15 protein-coding genes are annotated in these 20,046 nt (G+C 58.1%); 8 read left to right on the top strand and 7 right to left on the bottom strand.

Annotated elements, in window-relative coordinates; all coding sequences use genetic code 11:
• Nucleotides 1-10: 10 nt before the first annotated feature.
• On the bottom strand, nucleotides 11-1,486 hold the full coding sequence (gene ascF / locus ACQZQY_RS15175) for a PTS cellobiose/arbutin/salicin transporter subunit IIBC (protein ID WP_421670090.1): 1,476 nt from the start codon (nucleotides 1,484-1,486) through the stop codon (nucleotides 11-13).
• Between the two features lie 271 nt (nucleotides 1,487-1,757).
• On the opposite strand from ascF, the gene ACQZQY_RS15170 reads away from it, so the two are divergent.
• Nucleotides 1,758-2,807, top strand: a complete 1,050-nt coding sequence (locus ACQZQY_RS15170) for a LacI family DNA-binding transcriptional regulator (RefSeq protein WP_431295905.1) — start codon at nucleotides 1,758-1,760, stop codon at nucleotides 2,805-2,807.
• 389 nt (nucleotides 2,808-3,196) lie between these two features.
• Entirely contained in the window at nucleotides 3,197-5,281 is a 2,085-nt protein-coding gene (locus tag ACQZQY_RS15165) for a putative bifunctional diguanylate cyclase/phosphodiesterase (protein WP_056777448.1), read from the top strand.
• A 159-nt stretch (nucleotides 5,282-5,440) separates the two neighbouring features.
• Here ACQZQY_RS15165 and hutU read toward each other — a convergent pair whose 3' ends face one another.
• From hutU to ACQZQY_RS15145, 4 genes are all read right to left on the bottom strand, one after another.
• Entirely contained in the window at nucleotides 5,441-7,123 is a 1,683-nt protein-coding gene (gene hutU, locus ACQZQY_RS15160; protein ID WP_431295904.1) for a urocanate hydratase, read from the bottom strand.
• A gap of 28 nt (nucleotides 7,124-7,151) precedes the next feature.
• On the bottom strand, nucleotides 7,152-8,702 hold the full coding sequence (hutH, locus tag ACQZQY_RS15155; protein ID WP_431295903.1) for a histidine ammonia-lyase: 1,551 nt from the start codon (nucleotides 8,700-8,702) through the stop codon (nucleotides 7,152-7,154).
• A gap of 81 nt (nucleotides 8,703-8,783) precedes the next feature.
• Entirely contained in the window at nucleotides 8,784-9,359 is a 576-nt protein-coding gene (locus ACQZQY_RS15150; protein ID WP_431295902.1) for a HutD/Ves family protein, read from the bottom strand.
• Nucleotides 9,356-10,729 carry a formimidoylglutamate deiminase gene (locus ACQZQY_RS15145; RefSeq protein ID WP_431295901.1) on the bottom strand — a complete coding sequence of 458 codons (1,374 nt, stop codon included), beginning with the start codon at nucleotides 10,727-10,729 and terminating at the stop codon, nucleotides 9,356-9,358. Before ACQZQY_RS15145 ends, ACQZQY_RS15150 begins: the two co-directional genes overlap by 4 nt.
• Before the next feature lie 264 nt (nucleotides 10,730-10,993).
• Here ACQZQY_RS15145 and hutC point away from each other — a divergent pair, with 264 nt between their 5' ends.
• The 6 genes from hutC (at nucleotide 10,994) to ACQZQY_RS15115 (ending at nucleotide 17,567) form a co-directional block, all read left to right on the top strand.
• Nucleotides 10,994-11,794, top strand: a complete 801-nt coding sequence (gene hutC / locus ACQZQY_RS15140) for a histidine utilization repressor (RefSeq protein ID WP_183848144.1) — start codon at nucleotides 10,994-10,996, stop codon at nucleotides 11,792-11,794.
• Nucleotides 11,795-11,895: 101 nt separating this feature from the next.
• On the top strand, nucleotides 11,896-13,155 hold the full coding sequence (hutI, locus tag ACQZQY_RS15135; RefSeq protein WP_431295900.1) for an imidazolonepropionase: 1,260 nt from the start codon (nucleotides 11,896-11,898) through the stop codon (nucleotides 13,153-13,155).
• Complete coding sequence (gene hutG, locus ACQZQY_RS15130) at nucleotides 13,152-13,976, top strand: N-formylglutamate deformylase (RefSeq protein WP_431295899.1); 825 nt, start codon at nucleotides 13,152-13,154, stop codon at nucleotides 13,974-13,976. Before hutI ends, hutG begins: the two co-directional genes overlap by 4 nt.
• A gap of 126 nt (nucleotides 13,977-14,102) precedes the next feature.
• Nucleotides 14,103-14,852, top strand: a complete 750-nt coding sequence (locus ACQZQY_RS15125) for an ABC transporter ATP-binding protein (protein ID WP_431295898.1) — start codon at nucleotides 14,103-14,105, stop codon at nucleotides 14,850-14,852.
• 20 nt (nucleotides 14,853-14,872) lie between these two features.
• Complete coding sequence (locus ACQZQY_RS15120; protein ID WP_217202734.1) at nucleotides 14,873-15,853, top strand: ABC transporter substrate-binding protein; 981 nt, start codon at nucleotides 14,873-14,875, stop codon at nucleotides 15,851-15,853.
• A 55-nt stretch (nucleotides 15,854-15,908) separates the two neighbouring features.
• The gene (locus ACQZQY_RS15115; protein ID WP_431295897.1) at nucleotides 15,909-17,567 is read left to right on the top strand and encodes an ABC transporter permease; all 1,659 of its coding nucleotides are present in this window, start codon (nucleotides 15,909-15,911) and stop codon (nucleotides 17,565-17,567) included.
• On the opposite strand, the gene ACQZQY_RS15110 is transcribed toward ACQZQY_RS15115, so the two are convergent.
• Both ACQZQY_RS15110 and bioD read right to left on the bottom strand, forming a co-directional pair.
• Complete coding sequence (locus ACQZQY_RS15110) at nucleotides 17,564-19,072, bottom strand: MDR family MFS transporter (RefSeq protein WP_431295896.1); 1,509 nt, start codon at nucleotides 19,070-19,072, stop codon at nucleotides 17,564-17,566. The two genes, ACQZQY_RS15115 and ACQZQY_RS15110, sit on opposite strands and share 4 nt — an antisense overlap.
• Nucleotides 19,073-19,191: 119 nt before the next feature.
• The gene (bioD, locus tag ACQZQY_RS15105; protein ID WP_056777489.1) at nucleotides 19,192-19,878 is read right to left on the bottom strand and encodes a dethiobiotin synthase; all 687 of its coding nucleotides are present in this window, start codon (nucleotides 19,876-19,878) and stop codon (nucleotides 19,192-19,194) included.
• Between the last annotated feature and the right edge of the window lie 168 nt (nucleotides 19,879-20,046).

The following is a 20,046-nucleotide window of genomic DNA, read 5'->3' as shown; positions in this document are numbered from 1 at the left end:
TGTAGGGTCTTTAATGTGTTTTTAGCGCACTTTGCCCGGCGGCAAAGGGGCTGGATTGCGGTGTGTCCGTCGGCTGTTGAGCGTCAGGCTGCGCCGTCTCCACCGGAATATCTTCAAAGCCGAGCAACAGCGTGGTGACGAAGGAAATCACAATCGCCAGAATCATCACGCCAAATACCCAGACGATGCTCATCGGGTTCGACGGATCGAAGAACTGGACGCTGGTGAACAGCCCCGGTGAGGCCATCGAGTGGCTGGCGAGCCCGCCGAGCCCGGCCACGCCGCCGCAGATAAATCCGCTGATAAGACAGGCAATAAGCGGGCGTTTCAGCCGCAGCGCGACACCGTAGAGTGCCGGTTCAGAAATGCCGGCGATGATTGCCGAAGCGGCAGCGGCCAGCGCGGTCTGACGTAATTCCGGATTTTTGGTGCGCCACGCGACGGCCAGCGAAGACCCGCCAAGGGACAGGTTGGCGCCAATTTCGGACGGCATCACCATGCCTTCTTTGCCGGTCTGGGCGATGGTCTGAATGATGCCCGGCGTAAACACCCGGTGCATCCCGGTCATCACCAGCAGCGGCCAGGCCGCCCCCATAATGGCGACGGAAAGCCAGCCAAGATAGTGGTGAACGGTATACACGCCCGCAGAAATGCCGGTGCCGATCCAGATCCCCAGCGGGCCGATAATGACGATGGCGATCGGTGCGGCAATCAGCATGATCAGCATCGGTTTAAGGAAGTTTTTGGTCACGACCGGCGTAATGCGGTCAACCCATCTTTCGATATAAGACAGCATCCAGGTCATGCACAACGCGGGAATGACGGTGTAGGTGTATTTCACCGCCGTGATGGAGATGCCGATAAATTCGACTTTTTGCCCGGCAGCCGCTTTCGCCATCAGATCGATAAACGCCGGATGGAGCAGCACACCGGCAATGGCGATGGCCAGCGACATATTGGTTTTGAATTTTACCGCTGCCGAAGCCGCGACCATCACAGGTAGGAAGAAGAACGCGCCGTCACCAATAGTGTTGAGAATCACCAGGGTAGACGCGCCCTTCTCGAGTACGCCGGTCATCTCGAGCATCATCGCCAGCAGTTTTACCATAGAGCCGCCGATGATCGCCGGGATCAGCGGCGACATTGTACCAATCAGCGCGTCAAGAATCCCCGACCCAATGCTTTTTAAGGTAATTTTCCGTTTTACCGGCGCAAGATTTGCTCCCGATACGCCTTCCGGCAGCAGTTTCTGTACTTCGGCATAGGCCTGCGACACGTTGTTGCCAATGATCACCTGACACTGATTTTCATTACGCACGACCCCCATCACCCCGGTGATGTTTTTCAGGGTTGCGCCATCAACCCGCGAGGCGTCATTAAGCACAAAACGTAAACGGGTCATGCAGTGCGTAACCGCCGCGACGTTGTCCGCGCCGCCGAGGGCACTGACGATCGACTGTGACATTGCTGCAAAATTCTTTGACATGAGTGACAACTCTCTCGAATTCATAGGGTTATGAATGATGCTGTGAGCGTTAAATGCTGTTATTCGCGCTTTTTAAGTCGGTGGATGAAACAATAGGTAACCGGTTACATACGAGAATGTTCAGTTCTGATGCTGACTTCAATAAAAAGTAACAACGCTGTTTCATTTTTGTGATGACGATCTCCATGCGGTGGCTTCGCGCGTCGAAATCCTCGAAAAACTGACGAAATGTGTAGAATAGCGAATCATTTTTATTTTTCAGGTGTGCCTGATGTCGACAATGCAGGAAGTAGCGTCAAGAGCAGGCGTCTCAAAAGCCACGGTTTCGCGGGTGCTTTCCGGGAAAGGCTATGTGACCCAGGAAACAAAAGATCAGGTTTTTAAAGCCATCGAAGAAACCGGCTATCGCCCGAATTTACTGGCCCGTAACCTGGCGACCAGCAAATCGATGTGCATCGGCCTGGTGGTCACCAACACCTTGTATAACGGCAATTATTTCAGTGAACTGATCTCGCAGGCCGCCAAAAAACTGGACGCCAACGGGCGGCAGTTGATCCTGGTGGATGGCAAAAACAGCGCTGCCGAAGAGCGCGAGGCGATCGATTTTCTGAATGATTTACGCTGCGACGGCATCATTATTTATCCGCGCTTTTTAACGGTCGATGAAATGGACGTGATCATCGATAAATATAAAAAACCGGTGATGGTGGTGAACCGTAAGCTGAGAAAACATCAGAGCCACTGTATTTATTGTGATCATAAAGGGTCGAGCTTTCAGGCCACCCGGACATTGATTGAACGCGGTCATCGCGATATTGCGTTTATTACCGGTTCTATGGATTCTCCGACCGCCACTGAGCGTCTGTCGGGTTATAAAGACGCCTTAATCTTCGCCGGGATCGGGGTGAAGGAAGACCTGATCGTGGCCGGGAAATGGTCACCGGCCAGCGGCGCAGCGGCGGTCGATACCCTTCTCGCCCGTGGCGTCACGTTCAGCGCGCTGATTGCCAGCAACGATGACATGGCGATCGGCGCAATGAAACAGCTCAGCCACGCCGCCGTCGCGGTACCTGCGCAGGTCTCGGTAATAGGCTTTGATAATATTCCTACTGCGCCGTTTTTAATTCCCGCGCTCTCCAGTGTGAAAGATCCAGTCAGCGATATGGTCAGCGAAGTGATTAACCAGATTATTTCGATGCTCGATGGCGGGTATTTATCGCAACAGAATCAGTTTACCTCCGACGTTATTTTGCGCGAGTCGGTCATTGACGGGCCATATTATTCAACGGCGCTCTCTGACCGCGAACCTGCACTAAAATAAGGCGGCGTTTGCCCTGCCTGAAATGCCCTTTTTATATCAAGCCGCAACCTGTTGCGGCTTTCTTATTTCTGCCTGACCAACTCCCCCTCAATTGCCTTACAAACCCTTAAGCTTTTTGTGCCCTTTCATTAAAGCCCGGCAGGTTACTGCCGATAACTTTTACGCCTCTTTCAGACCAAAAGTGAAATTTCACTTAAGGCCGATCTTTTTGCTAAAAAGGCTTAATTTTAAGCACGTTAGAGGCAAAATTTGACGAACTGAGAATTATCTTATGCTAACGTTTCACCGCACATCACAGCAGAAATGCGTCGGGAACAGGCGCACTATTTAGCCGGACTCTGATTTGGGAGGATCCCGCACAGAGGCGGCCAGCTAGCAGGCAAAATATAATGAACGAAGATTCTGACGTACTGTATCGGTTGCTGGTTCAACGCGTAGAAGATTACGCTATTTACATGCTGAAACCCGATGGCACCGTGGCGAACTGGAATGCCGGTGCGCAGCGCGCTAAGGGCTATTCGCCTGAGGAAGTGGTCGGGAAGCATTTTTCGTGTTTTTACACCGAGGAAGATAAAAAAAGTGGCTGGCCGCAGCACGGGCTGGAGACGGCACGGGAAACCGGCCGCTATGAATCCGAAGGCTGGCGACAGCGCAAAGACGGTTCACGCTTCTGGGCGCATGTGATCATCGAAGCCCTGCGTGAATCCGGTAACATCATCGGTTTTGCCAAAATCACCCGCGACGTCACTGAACGCCGTGAAAATGAACAGGCGCTGATGTATGCCAAAGATCTGGCGGAATCCAACAGCGAGCAGCTCTCCGCCCTCACCCAGTTTCTCAACACGGTGATCGCCAATATCCCTTCGTCTGTGATTGTTGAAAACGCTGTCTCGCGGGAAATTCTGCTGGTGAATCGTCAGGCTGAACGTCTGCTGGGTATTTCGCGCGAAGAGATGCTGGGTAAACGTCCGCAGGACTGCATGGGCGTCGGCCTGAGCACCTTTATCAATAAGCAGTCAGATGAATGTCTGCGGGCGGAAGGCGTGCATAAAAGCGAGCAGCAACTGCTGACCGCCGTGGGTGACCGCACTCTGCAAACCACCAGTTCGGTGATCCGCGGGCACGATCCGCAGACCAGCTACGTCATGATGATCGCTGACGACGTGACTGACCAGCACGCCGCCCATGCGCGTATCCACCACATGGCGCATCACGATAATCTGACCAGCCTGCCCAACCGCATCCTGTTCAGTCAGCGCCTCAACGAAGCCCTGCAACACGACAGTTACAGCCACACGCATACGGCCACGCTTTGTCTGGATCTCGATAACTTCAAAAACGTCAACGACGCACTCGGTCATCAGGTCGGCGATGAACTGCTGCGCGCCATTGCCAAACGGCTGCGCATGACCCTGCGTGACGACGATACGCTGGCGCGAATTGGCGGCGATGAGTTTGCCGTGGTGCTGCCGGGGCTGAAAGATATCTCCGATGCGCATCAGATCTCAAAACGTCTGATTGAATCGGTGCGCCCGCCGGTGATCATCGACGGTCACTCGTTGTCGGTCGGCCTGAGCATCGGTATTGCGCTGGCAGATTCGACGGATAACTCCCCGGATCAGCTGCTGCGCTGCGCGGATATGGCGCTGTACGAAGCCAAACGCAATGGCCGCAACCGCTATGAAGATTTCCGCATTGAGATGGATGCCGCCGCACGTAAACGCCGTGTGGTCGAAATGGATCTGCGCGACGCTATAACCTGCAATCAGCTGCGTCTTTATTACCAGCCGATCACCGATGCGCGGCACGATGCCGTGATGGGCTACGAAGCGCTGATGCGCTGGCACCATCCGCAAAACGGGCTGATCATGCCGGTCGACTTCATCCCGATTGCCGAAGAAACGGGCCTGATACACAGCCTGGGATCTTTTGCGCTGCATGAGGCCTGTCGCGAAGCTGCTACCTGGGCGGGAAATCAGACCGTGGCGGTGAACCTCTCGCCGATCCAGTTCAAAAACAGCGGGCTGGTGTCCGTCGTCGAATCGGCTCTGGCCGCCTCGGGGCTTGCGCCGGAACGGCTGGAAGTGGAAATCACCGAGTCCGTCCTGCTGGACAACACGCTGGGAAATGTCGGTACGCTGCGCCAGCTGAAAGCGCTGGGCATCCGCATCGCGCTGGACGATTTTGGCACCGGGTATTCATCACTGAGCTATCTGCGGTCATTCCCGTTCGACAAAATCAAAATCGACCGGTCATTCATTAATGATATGCAGGACAGTCCGGAAGCGCTGGCGATTATCCGCGCCATCACCGGCATGAGCCGCAGTCTGGATATTCAGACCACCGCCGAAGGCGTGGAAACCGACGAGCAGTTCCGGCGTCTGAAAGAAGAAGGGTGTTCGCTGTTCCAGGGGTATTTTTTTGGACGGCCTCAGCCCTCAGAGTCCCGCCTGCTGGGCTTTACACCTGTCTGATGCTAGCCATTAGACACGATACCCGCCCTTTTTGATCGGGCAATAAAAGGGGCTTTTTTCGGTTAATTCAGCCGATTACATCACAGCGATGATAAAACGACCGCCGCCCGCTTATCGCAGTACGTTAAGCGGGCGGCGGTTTTCACCTCACGTTACGGCTCAGATCATCGGTAAATTCAGGTCATGTCGCGCTGCGCATTCGGCTGCCTGTTCATAGCCTGCATCCGCATGACGCATGACGCCGGTCGCCGGATCATTCCACAGCACGCGCGCCAGCCGGGCATCCGCCTCGGGTGTGCCGTCCGCCACAATCACCATGCCCGCATGTTGCGAGAAGCCCATACCGACGCCGCCGCCGTGGTGCAGGCTGACCCAGGTCGCGCCGCCTGCAGTATTGAGCAAGGCATTCAGCAACGGCCAGTCAGACACCGCGTCCGAGCCATCTTTCATCGCCTCGGTTTCACGGTTTGGCGACGCCACCGAACCGGTGTCCAGATGGTCACGGCCAATCACCACCGGCGCTTTCAGCTCGCCGTTGCGCACCATTTCGTTGAAGGCCAGACCGGCAATATGCCGCTCGCCCAGCCCCAGCCAGCAGATGCGCGCCGGGAGTCCCTGGAAGGCAATGCGTTCACGCGCCATGTCCAGCCAGTTGATCAGATTGGCATTATCCGGGAACAGCTCTTTCAGTTTGGCATCCGTTTTGTAGATATCTTCCGGGTCACCGGAGAGCGCCACCCAGCGGAACGGCCCTTTGCCCTCGCAGAACAGCGGGCGGATATAGGCCGGAACAAACCCCGGAAAATCAAACGCATTAGTCACACCTTCGTCTTTTGCCACCTGACGGATGTTGTTGCCGTAATCCACGGTCGGGATGCCCATCGCGTGGAAATCCAGCATCGCCATAACGTGTTTCGCCATCGAGGCTTTCGCGGCCTTAATCACAGACTGCGGGTCGGACTGACGCGCCGCCTGCCATTGTTCCAGGCTCCAGCCTTCCGGCAGATAACCGTTCAGCGGGTCGTGTGCGGAAGTCTGGTCAGTGACCATATCCGGACGCAGGCCGCCTTCTTTGGCACGCGCCACCAGTTGCGGCATCAGCTGAGCCGCGTTACCCAGTAATCCCACGGAAATCGCTTTCTTCTCTGCACAGGCTTTTTCGATCATCGCCAGCGCCTCATCAATGCTGTGCGCCTTGTAATCGAGATAGCGGGTGCGCAGGCGGAAATCAATGCGCGATTCCTGACATTCAATCGCCAGCACGCAGGCGCCGGCCAGCACACCGGCCAGCGGTTGTGCGCCGCCCATACCGCCCAGACCGGCCGTTAAAATCCACTTGCCGCGCAGGTCGCTGTTGTAATGCTGACGCCCTGCTTCGGCGAAGGTTTCGTAGGTGCCCTGAACGATGCCCTGCGCACCGATGTAGATCCACGAACCGGCGGTCATCTGGCCGTACATCATCAGCCCGGCTTTATCCAGCTGGTGGAAGTGCTCCCAGTTTGCCCAGTGCGGCACCAGATTGGAGTTGGCGATCAGCACGCGGGGCGCATCGGTGTGCGTACGGAACACGCCCACCGGTTTACCGGATTGCACCAGCAGCGTTTCGTCTTCACGCAGCTTGCGCAGGCTGTCGAGAATGGCTTCGAAAGCCGGCCAGTTACGCGCCGCTTTGCCAATGCCGCCGTACACCACCAGATCGTCCGGGCGCTCGGCCACGTCCGGGTCGAGGTTATTCTGCAACATGCGGTAAGCCGCTTCGATCAGCCAGTTCTGGCAACTGAGTTCTGTGCCGTGCGGGGCACGAACTACGCGGGCAACGGCAGTTTTTTGTGGAGCGTTCATTTTCGTATCCTTTATCGGGTCAGGAGAATCAGGCAAAACTTGGCAACAGCGCTTCAATGACCGCCGGCCAGTGTTCACGGGTGGCCCACAGACGCATCATCTCGACATCCGGTGCCATCAGTCGGTCTTGTTCAAGGAAAGGCACGTCGGCGCGGATGGCTTTCAGTTCGTTTTCCAGCAGGGCCGAACTTTGCAACGGACGGTGGAAATCGATGCCCTGCGCCGCGGCCATCGCTTCGATCCCGACCACCACGCTGGTGTTAAAGCACATGTCGCCCAGACGCCGCGCGGCGTAGGTCGCCATGGACACATGATCTTCCTGATTGGCCGACGTTGGCAGGCTGTCCACGCTGCCGGGGTGCGCCAGAGATTTGTTCTCAGATGCCAGCGCCGCGGCGGTGACCTGCGCAATCATAAAGCCGGAATTGACCCCGCCGTCGTTGACCAGGAACGGCGGCAGGCCGGACAACCCGGTATCAAGCAGCAGCGCCATGCGGCGTTCTGAAATCGCGCCGATCTCAGCAATCGCCAGCGCCAGAATGTCCGCCGCAAAGGCTACCGGCTCGGCGTGGAAATTCCCGCCGGAAATCACCTCTCCGTTCTCAGCAAACACCAGCGGATTATCAGACGCCGCGTTGGCCTCAATGCGTAAAATACGTGCGGCGTGATGCAAATTATCGAGGCAGGCGCCCATCACCTGCGGCACACAGCGGATGGAATAGGGATCCTGCACGCGGCTGCACCCGGCATGGGAAGTGACAATGTCACTTCCCGCCAACAACTCCGACACCGCCGCGGCCACGGCGATTTGCCCGATCTGCCCGCGCGCCTGATGAATACGCGGATCCAGCGGTTTGACGGATCCTTTGATGGCCTCCAGCGACAGCGCACCGGCGACCAGACCGGCGGAGAAGACCCGCTCGGCCTCAAACAGCCCGGAGAGCGCCAGCGAGGTGGACACCTGCGTGCCGTTAAGCAGCGCCAGCCCCTCTTTCGGCCCGAGTTCAAACGGCTCAAGCCCGACGACCGCTAACCCTTCGCGGGCTGACACTTTCTGCCCTTTTACCGTCACCTGCCCTTCGCCTATCAGCATCAGGGAAAGATGGGCCAGCGGCGCTAAATCGCCGGATGCCCCCACCGAGCCTTTTTCCGGAATGCAGGGATACACCCCGGCGTTAAACAACGCGATCAGCGCGTCGATCACCGCCATCCGGATCCCGGAATGCCCGCGCGACAGGCTCAGCACTTTGGTCGCCATCACCAGCCGCACCACGTTATCGGCCAGATCTTTGCCTATGCCGACGCTGTGTGACAGCACCAGATTACGTTGCAGTTCCGCCAGCCGGTCCGCCGGAATACGGGTCTGCGCCAGTTTGCCAAAACCGGTATTGATGCCGTACACCACCTTGCCGGACTCCACAATGCGGGTAACCGTTTCCTGTGAAGCCTGCACGTCGGCCCGTGCTTCCTCAGCCAGTTCGAGACGCACGTTGCCCTGATAAATGTTGCGCAGCATCGGTAAATCAACCAGACCCGGTTGCAGGTGGCAAAGGGTCAATTCTGTGGATGAAGAAGCCATAATCTATTCCTGTATAGACAAGTGAAGCTAAGAGTTCACCCGAACCAGACCGGAGCCTGTCGGGTGGCTGTACGCTACTGATTAGTGAAAGACGATCGCGGCCCAGAGCAGCAGGCTGTCCGGGTGTTCTGTGTGTATCCGGGCGGTGTCCGCGCGGGCAGCCGGTGTGGCCCGGTAAAACCCTTCGCCCTGCCTGATGCGCCGTCCGTCCGGCATCTGCCATTCACCGCTCACCACATAGATCACACCGCTCTGATCGGTGGAAACGGACAGCGTTTCCCGTGCAGCGATCACCCGCGCGTGGCACACCGCGCGGCGCGTCATGATGTTGAAATCGGTGGTGACGCCTGCGGTCAGACGGGCGGTGATCGCCAGTTCGCCGGGGAAAGCAAAGGGTTCACCGGCGCGGGTCAGGGAGTGGTTGATGTCCGGTGGCGCGAGCAACTGTGCGCCTGCGCCGGAAAGCAAAGTGATAGAGCGGTCAATGCCGGGAAAAGCTGAAAACGGACCGTCCTGCGCGATAGTGGCGATGCTGGCGCGCCAGTCAAAATCGGTGTTTCCTTGCGCAGCGCTGAGGATTTCGCGGGTTTCCCCACCGCCGTTACGCCAGGGGGTGACCGGCAGCCCGGCGAAAGTGAAATGCTGCCAGCCGGTCATGCGACATCCTCCGCCAGTTGCTTAAGCACCCGCAGGAAATCTGCGGCGGCGGCCTGTTGCTGCGCGTGCTGTCCGTCAATAATCCGGGCTATCCCCCCGACATAAACGTCGCGGATTTGCCCGGCGTGACCGGCAAACAGCCAGCGGTTGAGCAGCTCACTGTTTTTCGCCGCCGCCAGATAAGGATCGTTGCCGTCCAGCACCAGCCAGTCGGCGCGAAAACCGCTGGCGAGTTTACCGACGGGAACGCCGCACGCCTGCGCCCCGCCCTGTAAAGCCTGTGAATACAGCACATCACCCACCGAGTGTTGATGCGCCAGCGTCAGACGGTTACGGCGCTGATCGCGCAGACGCTGGCCGTATTCAAACCAGCGCAGTTCTTCCACGACGTTGAGCGAAACGTGGCTGTCGGAGCCAATGCCCCAGCGGCCCTGGTGCCCGAGGTACTCCACGCCGGGGAAAATACCGTCGCCTAAATTGGCTTCCGTCGTCGGGCATAATCCGGCGACAGCGCCGCTTTTCGCCATGCTGGCAAGCTCAAAACGGTCGGCATGGGTGGCGTGAATAAGACACCAGCGGCGGTCAATATCGAGATTATCGTAAAGCCAGGTGATCGGTCGCTGGCCGCTCCAGCCGAGGCAGTCGTTCACTTCTTTCAGCTGTTCGGCAATATGAATATGCACCGGTGAGTGCGCATCGCCCGCTGCCAGCACCTCACGCATTTGCCCGAGGGTCACCGCGCGCAGGGAGTGAAAGCACAGCCCGCTATTTTGCAGAGGTTTGCCGCTGAGCTGCTGGCGAACCACCGCCTGCTGTTGCAGATAGCTGTCCACATCCTGAATAAAGCGTTTCTGGCCGGGCTGCGCAGGCTGCCCGCCAAATCCAGCGTAGCGATACAGCACAGGCAGCAGCGTCAGGCCAATGCCTGCCTGCTCAGCCGCGGCGCTTAACTGCGCGGTCATTTCACCGCGATCGGCATACGGCTGCCCGCTGACATCATTGTGCAGATAGTGGAATTCGGCGACCTGGGTATAACCGCCCTTAAGCATTTCTATGTACAACTGGCGGGCGATGATACCGGTTTGCTCCGGCGTCAGGCGTTGCACCATGCGATACATCAGATCGCGCCAAGTCCAGAAACTGTCCTGCGGATCCCCGGCGACTTCCGCCAGACCGGCCATCGCCCGCTGGAAAGCATGCGAATGCAGGTTAGGCATTCCCGGCACAACCGGCCCTGACAGCCTGATGCAGTCTTGCGAATCGCTGCCTGCGGTGACCGCCGTCAGCATTCCGGCAGCATCCACGTCCAGACGTACATCGTGCGCCCAGCCTTCGGCGAGTAAAGCGCGTGAAGCAAAATAAGCAGCCATGACATCGTTCCTGATTAAACATGGGGAAACAAAACCCGATGTGAGAAAGTTTTGAGCAACTTGTCTATACATATACATATGCCTGATTGCGCTGTAAACTTGCAACAGGAATTTTTTTGATTTTTGTTTCCGTCGTCCTCTTTTCGTTTGCCTGCCCGTGGTGGACACTACGGGGCTGTATCAGGGATCCCATTCAGCCATTGCACATCTGACAATGCGTGTGAAATGAAGAGCGTTGAAAACTCAATGAACGAGGTAAAAGACATGTCGGAGCCGACGCCACTTTTGCAGTACGGTGCAGCGCAACAGGGAGTGTCCCAGCAGACATTGTCCGAACTGGCCGCCGCGATGAGCGACACCCCCGCCCCGATCTATCAGCGCGTCAAACAGGCGATCGTCAGCCAGATCCGCGCAGGCGTGTGGAAACCGCATCAGCGTGTGCCGTCGGAAAGCGAACTGGTGAACGAACTGGGCGTCAGCCGCATGACCATCAACCGGGCGCTGCGCGAACTGACCAGCGAAGGTTTTCTGATCCGCATGCAGGGTGTCGGCACGTTCGTTGCCGAAGCCAAGGCTTACACCCCGATGCTGGAAGTGCATAACATTGCCGATGAAATCGCCCGGCGCGGCCATCGTCATGACAGCAAAATTCTGGTGTGCGAAGCGCGACTGGCCGATGCCGCTCAGGCGCAGCAAATGGAAATCGCCCCCGGCGCGATCCTGTTCTATTCGCAAATTGTCCATTACGAAGACCGGGTGCCGGTGCAGATTGAAGAACGTTTCGTCAACCCCGAGACTGCGCCGGACTATCTGCAGGAAGTGCTGAACAAACAGTCGCCCTACACGTATCTGATGACCATTGCGCCACTGACCGCCGGTGAGCACCGCGTCGAAGCCATCAGTGCCAGCGACGAACAGCGGGAGCTGTTGCAACTGGGCGAACATGAGCCTTGTCTGCTGATCCATCGCCGCACCTGGAGCGGCAACCGCGTGGTCACCTCGGCACGTCTGATTTATCCCGGTTCCCGTTATCAGCTGTTCGGACGTTTCACCAGTCACGGTTAAGCGGCTTTTCACTTGCCGGTTATCGGCGAATGCGCTAGGTTGACTTTAGTTGTCTATACAAGATGATTATCCCGACAATTGATCGCCACCTGGAGCCTGCCATGCCGGTAACAACGTCCCCGCACTCTTCTGCCCCCTCCCGCGATTGTGACAGCCTATGGCGTGGTGCCACGCTGGTCACCATGCGGGACGGGCACTATAACCTGATCGAAAACGGCGTGATCGCCGTGCGCGACGGCCACATTCTCTGGGTCGGCAGCGAGGCCGACTGCCCGGATTTTCCCGGCGCCGTGGAACATGCGTTTTCAGGCGGGATCATCACGCCGGGGCTGGTTGACTGCCATACGCATCTGGTTTTCGGCGGTGACCGCAGCGCAGAGTTCGAGCAACGTCTGAACGGCGTGAGCTACGCGGACATTGCGGCGGCAGGCGGCGGAATTTTATCGACGGTGAACGCCACCCGCGCGGCCAGCGAAGAGGAGCTACTGGCGCAGGCATTGTTCCGCCTGCAACCGCTGCTGGCCGAGGGCGTGACCTGCGTGGAGATTAAATCGGGCTACGGCCTGAGCGTGGAAAGCGAAATTAAAATGCTGCGGGTGATCCGCAGGCTGGGCCACATGTTGCCGGTGGAGGTGAAATCCACCTGTCTTGCCGCGCACGCCCTGCCGCCGGAGTTCAAAGGCCGGGCTGATGATTACATCCAGCTGATTTGTGACACCCTGCTGCCGGTGGTTGCCAGAGAACACCTGGCGGACGCCGTGGATGCCTTTTGCGAACACCTGGCGTTCTCACCGGAACAGGTCGAACGGGTTTTCACTGCCGCTCAGGCTCTCGGCCTGCCGGTGAAAATTCATGCTGAACAACTCTCTTCCCTGCACGGCAGCGCGCTGGCCGCGCGTCATCACGCGCTGTCTGCCGATCATCTCGAATACGCCACCGACGCCGACGCCATCGCCATGGCGGCCAGCGGTACCGTGGCGGTGTTGCTGCCGGGCGCGTATTACCTGCTGCGCGAAACACAGTGCCCGCCCGTCGCCCTCTTTCGCCAGCACGGCGTGCCGATGGCGCTGGCCAGTGATGCCAATCCGGGCACGTCGCCCGCCCTTTCCCTGCGTTTAATGCTGAATATGGGCTGCACGCTGTTTCGCCTCACGCCGGAGGAAGCGCTGGCAGGCGTCACCTGTCACGGCGCACGCGCGCTGGGTTTGCAGGCCACACACGGCACGCTGGAGGCGGGAAAAGTCGCCGATTTTATTCACTGGCCGCTTTCGCGTCCGGCTGAGCTGGTTTACTGGCTGGGTGGTCAGCTGCCCTGCACCGTTGTTTATCGTGGTCACTCCCGTGGAGACGTTCGTTTATGAGCCTTTCAGCTAGTCACGTTATCGCCAATCCTTACCATTTTACCCGGGGAACTGCGCCGTTGCTGATCAGCATTCCTCACGCAGGCACGCACCTGACGCCGGAAGTCGCCAGTGGTCTGACGGACGCGGCGCTGCCGTTGTCTGATACCGACTGGCATATTCCCCGCCTGTACGATTTTGCGCGCGCGCTCGGTGCCAGCATTCTGGTGGGTGAATATTCCCGCTTTGTGATTGACCTCAACCGCCCGGCGGACGACACACCGCTTTATGCCACGGCCACCACCGGGCTGTTTCCCGATACCTTATTCGACGGACGCCCGACCTTTAAACCCGGCATGGAACCGACCACCGCACTGCGTCAGCAGTATCTGGCGCAAATCTGGCAGCCGTATCATCAGACCCTTCAGGCGGAACTGGCGCGGATGAAACAGGAATTTGGCTATGCGTTGCTGTTTGATGCGCACTCCATCGCCTCGCGCATTCCGCGGCTTTTCGAGGGTAAACTGCCGGATCTCAATCTGGGCACCAACGACGGCGCGAGCTGCCTGCCGGGGCTGAGCGACGTGGTGGAAGGCTGTTGCCGGCAACAAACGCGGTTTAGCCACGTGCTCAACGGGCGCTTCAAAGGCGGATACATTACCCGCGAGTACGGGCAGCCGCAGGCCGACCAGCACGCGGTTCAGCTGGAGCTGGCACAGGTAAATTACATGGAAGAAATCGAGCCCTTTGCCTGGTCCGAAGATAAAGCCACCGAACTTCAGGGCGTGCTGAAACCGCTGCTGGCGGGCATGCTGGCATGGGGAGAGGCGCACTACCGTTAACCCTTTGCGGTGCAGGTTTCCGGCCTGCACCCTCCGTTTTCCCGCGCAGCGCCTGCTGTCATTTCCCCGTCACATAATCTCTTTAGGCTCATCTCACCAATAAGTCCCAAAGAGGATAGTACCGTCATGAACATTCCAGCTTTTACCGGCGGGAATGCGCCACCGCGCATTGCTTCTCCCCCCGCTATCGCCATCCATCAGGTGTCCCATTTTTTCGGGAGCAACCGGGTACTCAATCACGTCAATCTTTCGGTGCCTGCAGGCACGATCCTCGCCCTCCTCGGCCCTTCGGGTTGCGGCAAAAGCACGCTGCTGAAAATGCTCGCCGGTTTATTGCATCCCGCCTCCGGCCAGATCTGTTTTGACGGCAACGTCGTTGCCAGCGGAACGTTCAGTCTGCCGCCGGAACAACGCAATCTCGGCATGGCTTTTCAGGATTACGCGCTGTGGCCGCACATGAGCGTCGGGCAAAACGTCGCGTTTCCGCTGCAAATGCGCGGTATTCGCGGCGCTGTCCGGCACGAGAAAGTGATGGCCGCGCTGGATCGGGTCGGCCTGGCCGATTTCGCCTCCCGTCGTCCTGCCGAGCTTTCCGGCGGTCAGCAACAGCGTGTGGCACTGGCGCGGGCGATTGTCGCCGAGCCGCGCATTTTGCTGTTCGACGAACCGCTGTCCAATCTTGATCGCAACCTGCGCGAAAGCCTGTGCGAAGAGATGGCAACGCTGCTGCGCCAGCTCGGCACCACGGCGGTGTATGTCACCCACGATCATCACGAAGCACGCGCCCTGGCTCACCGGATCGCACGCATGGATCAGGGCGCTATCGCCAGCATTGACCTGAATGACACCTCCGTCGTTTCCCCTTTTGTTGCTTAACCTCTGATGGAATTACACACATGAATCGCACACGATTTTCCGGAACCAAAACAGGCGTAATCACCGCAATGACTCTTTCTCTCGCAATGGCAGCAGGCAGCGCGCAGGCGCTGACCCTCTATACCGCCGGGCCGGGTTCGCTGGCTAAAAAACTGGCGGCAGGCTATGAAAAACAGACCGGCGTGAAAGTCGATGTTTTTCAGGCCACCACCGGTAAAGTGATGGCACGACTGGAAGCCGAACAGGCCAATCCGCGCGCTGACGTCCTGATTTCCGCCTCGTGGGACACCGCGACCGATCTCGAACAGCGCGGCTGGCTGCTGCAATACCAGAGCCCGAACGCAGAACAGGTGCCGGCGCAGTTTAAAACGTCGTATTACGTCGCGCAGGGCATTTCCGCGCTGGGCATTGTGTGGAACACCAAAAGCGGCACCCCGGAACCGAAAGACTGGGGCGACCTGACCAAACCGGAGTTCAAAGACAAAGTCACCACGCCGGATCCCTCTCTTTCCGGCGCCTCGCTGGATTTGCTGATCGGGTTACAAAATGCCCACGCCCAGCAGGCATGGCAATTATTTGATGACCTGAAAGCCAACGGCATGATTATCGCCGGGCCGAACGCGCAGGCGCTGACGCCGGTGTTACAGGGCGCGAAAGCGGCAGTGTTCGGCGCGGTGGATTACGTTTCCTACGCCAGCATGCAGGACGGCGAATCGGTCAAAGTGATTTTCCCGGCCAGCGGCACCGTGATTGCCCCGCGCCCGATGATGATCCTCAAATCCAGCCAGCAACAAAAAGACGCCAAAGCTTTCATCGATTATGCCCTCTCGCCGGAAGGCCAGAAGCTGGTGGCGGATGCCTGGCTGATGCCGGCGCGCACGGACATCGACGCCAAACGTCCGTTGTTCAAATCCCTGAAGCTGTTGCCGGAAGATCCGCAGGCTTCTGCCTCACGTAAAGACGTTCTCGATCGTTTCGCAAAACTGTTCGCCCAGCCATAACGCCCGCCGGGCTGCGTTGCCGCAGGTTGCGCAGCCCGTTTCTGAGAAACAAATCATGAATAAGAACGCTTTTTTACCGGGCGTGACCGGCCTTGCGCTGCTGTTGCTGGTCGCCATACCGGTGAGTTTTGTGGTATTACAGGCGGTTTTTCCGCATCTGGACACCAGCAGCTATCATGCACCTTTCAGCGCATTTCGCCGCGTTTTCGCCGAACCTCAGCTCTCCGGGCTTATCGGTACGACCTTACAGGTCGGGCTCGGCGTGGCGTTATGCAGCGGGCTTGTCGGTATTCCGCTCGGCGCCCTGCGCGGATTATTCCGGCTGCCGTGCGCCGGGCTGTGGGATGTGCTGTTTCTGGTGCCTTTTTTACTGCCGCCTTACATCGCCGCGCTGTCGTGGATGCTGGCGTTGCAGACCAACGGTTATGTGCAGCAACTGCTGCCGTGGCTGCATCTCAATGATTTCCTGTTTTCCCTGCCGGGGATGATCGTGGTGATGACGCTGAATATCTTTCCGGTGGTCTATTTCGCTGTCTCACGCAGCATGGCCGCCAGCGGCAGTCGCCTGGCCGATGTGGCGCGGATCCACGGCGCGGGCCCGTGGCGGGCATTCTGGCGGATCACGTTACCGATGGCCTTACCGGCGATGGCGTCCAGCCTGTTGCTGGCATTCACGCTGTCAATTGAAGAGTACGGCGTGCCCGGCGCACTCGGTTCACGCAGCGGCATTCTGATGCTGACCACCGGCATCGAGCAGCGCCTGGCTGACTGGCCGATCGATTTGCCCGGTGCGGCAGTGCTTTCACTGGTGCTGGTGGCGATGGCGCTGTGTGCTTACAGCGTCCAGCGCGCGGTGCTGGCGGGTAAAAATGTGGAAAGTATGACCGGTAAACCGGCAGACCTGACGCAAAAATCCCTGGCTGGCCGGACGATCCCGGTGATGATTTTGTTTTCACTGGTGGCGCTGATTGCCGTCGCGCTGCCGCTGCTTTCGATGCTGGCGACCGCATTTTCCGGCACGCTGTCAGGCGGCCTTTCACTCTCGAATCTCACCCTGCGGCATTTCAGCGCGCTGTTTGCTGCGCACGGTGACGCGATCGGGGCGCTCTCCACCAGCCTCAGTCTGGCGGCGGGCACGGCGTTGATCGCCGGGCTGACCGGGTTTCTGGCATCCTGGCTGGTGGTGGTATGGAAAATTCGCGGTGCGGCGTGGATCGACGGGCTCTCTTTGCTGCCCGCTGCGCTGCCGGGCATTGTGGTCGGCGTCGGGTTAATTCTGGCGTGGAACCGCAGTTTCTGGCCGGTGACGCCTTACAACACCTGGGGGATTTTGCTGCTGGCCTATTGCTGTTTACTGCTGCCGTATCCGGTGCGTTACGTCAGCGCAGCGCTGAAACAGATTGGCGGAAATCTCGATGCGGCCGCGCGGGTGCATGGTGCCACGGCGGCACAGACCTTACGGCTGATCCTGCTGCCGCTGGTGTTTCCAAGCCTGCTGGCGGCGATGATGATGGTGTTTGCCGTCGCTTCACGTGAACTGGTGACCTCCCTGCTGCTCTCCCCGGCGGGCGTACAAACGGTGTCGGTGTTTGTCTGGCGGCAGTTTGAGCAGGGTTCGGTGGGCGACGGAATGGCGATGGCGTCCGTGGCGGTGTTACTGAGCCTGACGCTGATGTTAGCGGCGTTCAGGCTACAGCAACGGCAGGCAGCTTAACTTTCCCGCTGAGGTTGCGGGTGCGGGCGGTCGCCGGAAGGGATCAGTAAACCGGCGGCGACCGCCAGTACCGAAATCACCGCCGAGACCACAAACACCCAGTGCAAAGAGGCCGCAACGCTTTCGGTTATAGCACTGAGCTGACCGGCTTCCATCGCGCCACGCGTGGCTTTCTCCATCAGTTGCTGTACCGGATCGCTCACCTCAGGCAAACGGAATTGCAGATTAAGATTGAGCGTCGCGCCCAGTAACGCCGTGCCGATGGCCGACCCGAGCATGCGGGTAAACAATGTGGATGCCGTGGCAATTCCCCGTATCTCTGGCCCGACGCTGTTTTGCACCGAAACGATAAACGTGGTGTTACACAATCCCATGCCCGCACCGATGGAGAACGCCGCCAGACGCGCAACCCACAGGCCGGAGGTCGGTGAAAGTAACAACAGCGCCAGACTGCCGCCCACCAGCAAAATCCCGCCGATGACCGCCGTGGCGCGGTATGACGTCGTCTGCATCAGCCGGCTGCTTAACATACTCGCCAGCGGCCAGCCAATTGACATCAGCGCCAGCGTGGTGCCCGCCTGTAACGGCGTGCCGCCAAGCACGCCCTGCACGTAAGTCGGCAGAAACGCGCTGATCCCCATCATGGTCGCACCGATAATCAGGCCGCCTACGTTACCGGCGATGATCACTTTGCTCTGCCACAACGCCAGCGGAAACAGCGGCTCCGGCGTTTTGCGCTCCTGACGAATCAGCAACAGCGCGCTGCACACGGCCAGCGCAATCAGCCCCAGCGCCCAGTATCCCAGCACTTCAGCCTGCAGCAGCGCCAGCAGCAACGCCGCCACTGAGAGGGTCAGATAACCGGTACCGGCCAGATCCAACTGATGCTGTTTACGCTGACCGTCCGGCGGCAGGTATTTGATTAGAATCCCCATCGCCACCAGACCGATCGGTACGTTGACCCAAAACACCACTGCCCAGTGGAAATGCGACACAATAAACGCGCCCATCAGCGGCCCGACGATGGCCGAAACACCCCACACGCTGGAGAGATACCCCTGCGCTTTCGCCCTTTCCTGCGGGCCATAGACGTTGGCGATAAGCGTGGTCGCAATCGGCGTGATCGCCCCTGCGCCCAGCCCCTGTAACGCACGAAAACCGATCATCCAGCCAAGGGATGGCGCGAAGCCACAGAGAACGGAGCCGATTAAAAACAGCGTGGTGCCGATGAAAAACATTTTCCGGCAGCCGTACAAATCGGCCAGCCTGCCGTACACCGGCACTGTGATCGCCTGGGTCAGCAGATAGACGGCAAACACCCAGCCAAGCAGGGAGAAACCGCCCAGATCGCCAATGATGGTCGGCATCGCGGTCGCGACAATCGTCACTTCCACAGCCGCCATAAACATCGACAACATACAGGCGATGAGGATCAGCGGTCGGTGGGCATTTTTAACGACAGGATCGTGCGCAGATTGTGTTTCTGAGGTGTGAGTGACGGCCATGTTCTCTTTTTTCTTCAGATTGATGCGTTAATGCTAATCCCGAATTATAGACAAAAAAACGGCTCCGGGTCAGAGAGACGGAGCCGTTTAATTGATGAGCAGATTTTACAACGCTGACGTCAGGCGCGGGTCAGGGTTTTCAGATCAAAGCTTGAGAGGTCGATAAATTTGGCCATATCGCGGCTTTCTGCGCGGGGTAAATAGGGAATTTCACCCAGCAGCGGTGCCGAAATATTGGCGGTCAGCGCATCGATAGTCTGCTGATAATGTGCAAGGCATGGGTTAATTCGATTCGCCACCCACCCTAACAAGGGTAAACCGTCGGCAATAATAGCCTGCGCGGTTAATAGCGCGTGGCTGACACACCCTTCCTGAATACCGACCACTAACACCACCGGCATATTTTGCTGGCGCACCCAGTCGGAATATAAAAGATGCGGAGTAATCAACGTTCTCCAGCCATCACATCCTTCCACAATCACCGAATCAGCCTCTTCCCGCATAAAATTGAGGCCGCTGGTCATTATTTCAAACACATTCTCAGGTATTTCACTGGCATAAATATCTTCATCAGTTAATGCCAGAGGCGTTATTTTTTTGAAAGGATAAGCAATAGAAGATGACTGCTGGAGAGTTACCGCATCTTTATTTCGAACCCCGTCGGCCAACTCCTGGCTGCCTGTTGCAATAGGTTTATAGCCCAGAACGCAGCGATCCTGCGCGGCTAAGGCCTGAAGCAAGGCACGTGTGACAATGGTTTTACCTACACGGGCATCCGTACCCGTGACGAAAAAGTGCGTTAACATGGAATTCAGGCTCCGGGATCTCTCCGTCTTATTGAAAGATAATCTCCGGTAAAAAACACCGCCAGAGACAAAGTAACGACGGAAAGTCTAGGCGATGCGAGATGCGAGCGGTTTGCGTTAGCGCAATGTTTTGTTGACCAGCGAACGAAAGCTTATTCTGATTTATTT

The sequence above is a fragment of the Rahnella sp. PAMC25559 genome, assembly GCF_050632365.1.
Lineage (GTDB): Bacteria > Pseudomonadota > Gammaproteobacteria > Enterobacterales > Enterobacteriaceae > Rahnella > Rahnella rivi.
This window is presented reverse-complemented; position numbering and strand designations above follow the sequence as displayed.